The organism is Longimicrobiaceae bacterium, from assembly GCA_035696245.1.
Classification (GTDB): domain Bacteria; phylum Gemmatimonadota; class Gemmatimonadetes; order Longimicrobiales; family Longimicrobiaceae; genus DASRQW01.
This window is the reverse complement of sequence record DASRQW010000272.1, coordinates 1-5,036: the sequence shown is the minus strand read 5'-3', so window position 1 is coordinate 5,036 and position 5,036 is coordinate 1. Positions and strand designations below refer to the sequence as shown.

The 5,036-nt window shown below is 71.4% G+C and carries 3 protein-coding genes; 1 reads left to right on the top strand and 2 read right to left on the bottom strand.

What is annotated here, in order from left to right:
- Positions 1 to 177 precede the first annotated feature (177 nt).
- A complete protein-coding gene (hutI, locus tag VFE05_12595) occupies positions 178 to 1,425 on the bottom strand; it encodes an imidazolonepropionase (GenBank protein HET6230903.1) in 1,248 nt (415 codons plus the stop codon).
- 110 nt (positions 1,426 to 1,535) lie between these two features.
- Between hutI and VFE05_12590 the strand changes: the two genes are divergently transcribed.
- On the top strand, positions 1,536 to 4,181 hold the full coding sequence (locus VFE05_12590; GenBank protein HET6230902.1) for a hypothetical protein: 2,646 nt from the start codon (positions 1,536 to 1,538) through the stop codon (positions 4,179 to 4,181).
- Between the two features lie 120 nt (positions 4,182 to 4,301).
- Here VFE05_12590 and VFE05_12585 read toward each other — a convergent pair.
- A partial coding sequence (locus VFE05_12585; protein ID HET6230901.1) for a hypothetical protein occupies positions 4,302 to 5,036 on the bottom strand: 735 nt, incomplete at its 5' end.

The following is a 5,036-nucleotide window of genomic DNA, read 5'->3' as shown; positions in this document are numbered from 1 at the left end:
CCTCCCTCCGCCCCGCCCGCGACTCGCACTGGGCTTTCGCGGGAGGGCGGGGCGAGCGAGATCGTCCCGGCGTCAGGGTTAGTCACCGCAGCGGAAATTTGCGCAGTCGTTGACGCGATTTCAGCAGCCAGGCCGACGCAGAATCATCGGGCTTTTCGGGAGATGTGCATCTCCCGATCACACCACGCGTTTGCCGGCCTTCCAGACGCCTGCGACGACGGGCGCCGCGAGGCGATACGGGATCTCGTCCACCGTCTCGGTGCGCCAGAGGACGAGGTCGGCGGGGGCGCAGGGGCGCAGGGTGCCGCGGCCGTCGGACAGCTCCAGAGCCGAGGCGCCGCCGGCCGTCGCGGCGCGGAGGGCTTCAGAGGGGCTGAGGCCCATGCGGGAGCAGGCGGCGGTGAGGATGAACGCCATGCTGGGCGTGGGCGACGAGCCAGGATTGAAGTCCGTCGCCAGCGCAACCGTGGCGCCCGCGTCCAGCAGCGCGCGTCCCGGCGCCCACCGCGGGCGGCCGAGGAAGAAGAGCGTCGCCGGCAGCAGCGTTGCGACCGTGGACGAGCCGGCGAGCGCGCGGATGCCGGCTTCCGATATGTCGCCCAGGTGGTCGGCGGATGCGGCGCCAAGCTCCACCGCCAGCTCCGCGCCGCCGCTGCCCTCCAGCTCGTCGGCGTGCATCTTGGGGCGCAGGCCGTGGTCCAGCCCCGTGCGGAGCACGCGCTCGCTCTGCGCCCGGTCGAAGACGCCGGGCTCCATGAACACGTCGCAGAAGCGCGCCAGCCCCGCCTCCGCGACGGCGGGGATCATCTCGCGGACGAGGAGGTCCACGTAGGCGTCGCGGCGGTCGCGGTACTCGGGCGGGAACTCGTGCGCGCCCAGGAACGTGGGGACCAGCTCCACGGGCTGCATCTCGTTCAGGCGGCGGATGGCCCGGAGCGTCTTCAGCTCGGCCTCCGTGTCCAGCCCGTAGCCGCTCTTCACCTCCGCCGTGGTGGTGCCTCCTGCGAGAAGGTCGGCCAGGCGGGGCAGCGCCATCTTCACCAGCTCGTCTTCCGAGCGGGCGCGCAGGTCGCGGACGGAGGCGTTGATGCCGCCGCCGCGCCGCGCAATCTCCATGTACGGCACGCCGCGGCAGCGCAGCGCGTACTCGTCCGTGCGGTATCTACCGAACACCGCGTGCGTGTGCGAGTCGACGAAGCCCGGCGTGAGGACCCCGCCCACGCAGCCCACCTTCTCCGCATCCGGATACCGGCCGGCGACCTCGGGTTCCGGGCCGACTTCGAGCACTACGCCGCCGCGGACGGCCACCGCGGCGCCGGCGAGGACGGCGGACGGGTCGTTCGCGTCCGATTCGCGAGGCGCGCCGGTGCAGGCGGCGACCTGCGCGGCGCCGGTGAATAGCAGCGTGGATACTGTGGAATCCAAGCGGGGACTCGTTTCCGTGGATGGCGGAGTTCTTGCGCTCGTGGCGTGCGAGGTAACACACTAGGCCGGCCCGCCGCGCCCCGTCAACCACGCACACGCACCGAGAGCCCATGGTAGAGGTCTCCACCACCCCTCCCTCCGAGCGCTACCCCGGCCGTCCGCCCGAGGGGCGCGTGGTGGTGATCGCCCCCACGCGCGCCGCCTGCGAGACGATCGAGCTGGGCGTGGGGCTCACCGGCATAGAGACGGTGCTGGGGCGAGAGCACGGCGACGACATCCGCCGGCTGGCGCGCGAGGGCAAGGGCTTCGGCATCGTGGCGGGCACGGGCACCGGCAAGACGCTGGCGATCCGCCCCATGGCGGAGGAGATCGTCGGGCTGGACATTCGCGCCGGCGTGGTGAACCGCGAGCGCGAGGCGACGCCCGAGACGCCGAGCTGGAACGTGGTCATCGTCACCACCGGCATCGCGCGGCGATGGCTCCAGGACGACCTGATCACGGCGGACGACGTCGTGGTGGTCGACGAGATCCACCAGACGTCTGCCGAGCTGGAGCTGTGCCTGGCGCTGGCGAAGCGCGCGGGGTGCCGCTTCGTGTGGCTGTCGGCCACGGTCGATCCCACGTTCTACGCGAACTACCTGGACGCGGCGGAGGTGATCGAGTCGTCGGCGTTCGACCCGGCGAAGGCGGCGGAGGTGCGCGTCTCCAACACGGCCAAGCCGCTGGGCTTCCTGGCCGACCGCTTCATGCGGCACGTGGTGAAGGGGCGTCGCGGCGTGGCCGTCTTCGTCCCCACGCGCGCCGGGGCGGAAGAGATCGCGCGGGAGATCGGGGAGAAGTGGAAGGGCGTCTATACCGCCTTCTACCACGGCGGCGAGCCCATCGCCACGCTGCGCCCGTTCCTGGAGGGCGACGCGCCGCACCCGTACATGCTGTCCATGACGGCGGCAGGGCAGTCCGCGCTCAACATCCAGGGGCTGGACACGGTGGTGATCGAGGATGCGCGCTTCACCACGCTGGTGAAGAAGGGCAAGAGCGTGCTCACCCGCCTGCCGCTGGGGGCCAACGAGATATTGCAGATGGCGGGGCGCGTGCACGGCCGGGTGGAGAACGGCGAGGTGTGGATCCTCTCCGAGCGCGACATCGACTTCGACGCGCTGCGGCCCACCGAGCCGGACTTCCAGCTCGCGGGCGATCCCGAGCGAGTGGCGCTTACCTGCGCGGACATGGGCGTGCGGGCCGATGAGCTCGAGCTGCCGGTGCCCCTGGACCGCATCGCCTACCGCCGCGCGGTGGAGATGCTGGAGGCCCGCGGGCTGATCGAGAAGAACCGGCTCACGGCGTACGGCCGCAAGGTCGAGGTGCTGCCGGTGGACCGCTCGTGGGGCGAGATGCTGGTCAACTCCGACGAGCACCTGATCCCCATCGTCGCCACCTGCGCCAGCATCGAGTCGCTGCACCGCATGCTGCGCGCGGAGAACGACATCGCCGGCTTCGTGGTGCCGGGCAGCGACCACCTCACCATCTACCGCATCTACGAGGACGCGCTGCGCACGTGCGGCTCGCTGGGTCAGGTGTACGGCCTGCCCCGGCACGTGTTCGACGACAAGTCGCTGGAGACGTGGAGCGAGGAGCACGGCGTGCTGATCCGGTCCATCGAGGACGGCGCGCTCGCCATCGCCTCCATCTACCGCTCGCTCGACCTGCCGCTGCCGCGCAGCCTTCCGCGCCTGAACGACAACCTGATCCGCGACTGGCAGCGCCTGGTCGCGCGGGTCATGCCGTTCAGCCTGGTGGTGGACGAGGAGACGAGCTGGGGCGAGGAGGTGAGCGTCTCGAAGAACAGCGTGTGCGGAAGCTGGGGCGCGGTGGCGGGCGAGCTGCGCTACTTCAGCGACCGCTTCGGCCGCGCGCGCGGGTCCATCGAGGGCACGCAGCTGCCGTACGATCTGCTGTGGGAGTTCGCGGAAGAGGGCGAGCCGGAGTTCGTGTACGACCTGGCGCACCGCCGCGCTCCGCTGCGGCTGAAGCGGACGCGCGTGTACCACGGCTTCGAGCTGGACAGCGACGAGGAGGGCATCGACGCCTTCCCCGCCGGGCTGGAGGAGCCGGCCCGCCGCGCGCTCGCGGAGGCCCTGGCCGCAGGCCTCGCGCACCATCGCGACGCGAGCGACAACCGCGCCGCCTTCCGCGAGCTGCGCGAGGTGTACCGCCGCTCGGCCGGCCAGGCGGGCGGCATGGACGAGGACGCCGTGGTCGACTACCTGGCGAAGAAGCTGGAGGGCGTGAATTCGTACGCGGACTTCATCGAGACGCCGCTGCGCGTGAGTCCGGACGAGATCATCCCCGCGGCGGAGCGCGAACGGTGGATGTCGCTGCCGGACAGCATTTCCATCGGCGGGCAGGAGTTCCCGCTGGACTACCACCTGGACGGCGACGTGCCCGTGGTGCGCGCCCGGATTCCGGAGAAGGTGCTCGAGTACGTGGACGAGTCGGCGCTCCCGGAGCTGGACCGTCCGCTGCACTGGACCGTGATCCGCGGCAAGCGCGAGGCGGTACGCGCCGCCACGCTCGACGAGGCCCGCGCGCAAATCGCCAGCGACCGCCCGCACCGCTCGCCCGAGGAGAAGGGCGGGCGCCGCAAGGCCCAGCGCCACGGCCACGGTCACGGCGGCGGGGACAAGGAGCCCGCCGGCCGGGGACGCGGCAAGGGCCGCAAGGGCGGGGGAGGCGGGCGGGGCCGGGGGCGCAGGTAAAGCCTCGCCGAACCGAAGACGGAAGGGCCGGGGAGGCGATCCCCGGCCCTTCCGCACCTCGATCCGATTCACGCCGGCCGGCGGAGGATCGGCGTCCTCCGGCCGGCCGGCGCGTCTCCGTCAGCCCTGGAGGCAGCCCTTCTGGCCGCTGAGGTTGAGGAAGCCCGTGCCGGCCGTGTAGGCGACGTTCGACCACTCCATCTGGAGCTTCCACACCGAGCCGTTGGACAGCGTGACGGGAGCGTGGAACGACCAGGCGCACTTGTCGCCGTTCTCCTGCCCCGAGGCATCGTACCAGCCGCCGTTGCGCGGGTCGGTGATGGCTTCGGACAGCTCGTGCGCCGTGACGCTGGCGATGGCCGACAGCCCCTGCGAGTGCGTGGTCCACGTGTCGCCCGGGTCGCACCCGGCGATGCCGTCCAGACGCGGCATGTATGCCACCTGCAGCGGCTTGCCGCCCGTGCACGTGCCGTAGCTGTGCCACGCGCAGTAGCTCACGTTGCCCGCCGTGGTTGCCGTGTAGATAAGATACAGGGCGTTCGGGTCGGGGTTGTTGCCCGTGACCTTGCACGCCTCGGCAACGGCACCCGAGACGGTGAGGGCCCGCCTGGGGGGCGTGCTGGTGTCGATCACGTGGCCCAGGTAGGTGGAGGCGGCCGTCACCTGGCCGTTGCTGCCCGTGTACTCGGTGTTCGTGAGCGCGTAGCCGCTGCCGCCGAAGCCCTGGAAGAAGCTGTCGAGGCCGGTGATCTTGTCGCCCGCGAACGACGCGGTGTTCCACTGAGAGCCCCAGAAGATCGCCTGCGTCTTGCTGGCGACCAGGATGGTGCCGTTGTGCCACACCATCAGCGCCGA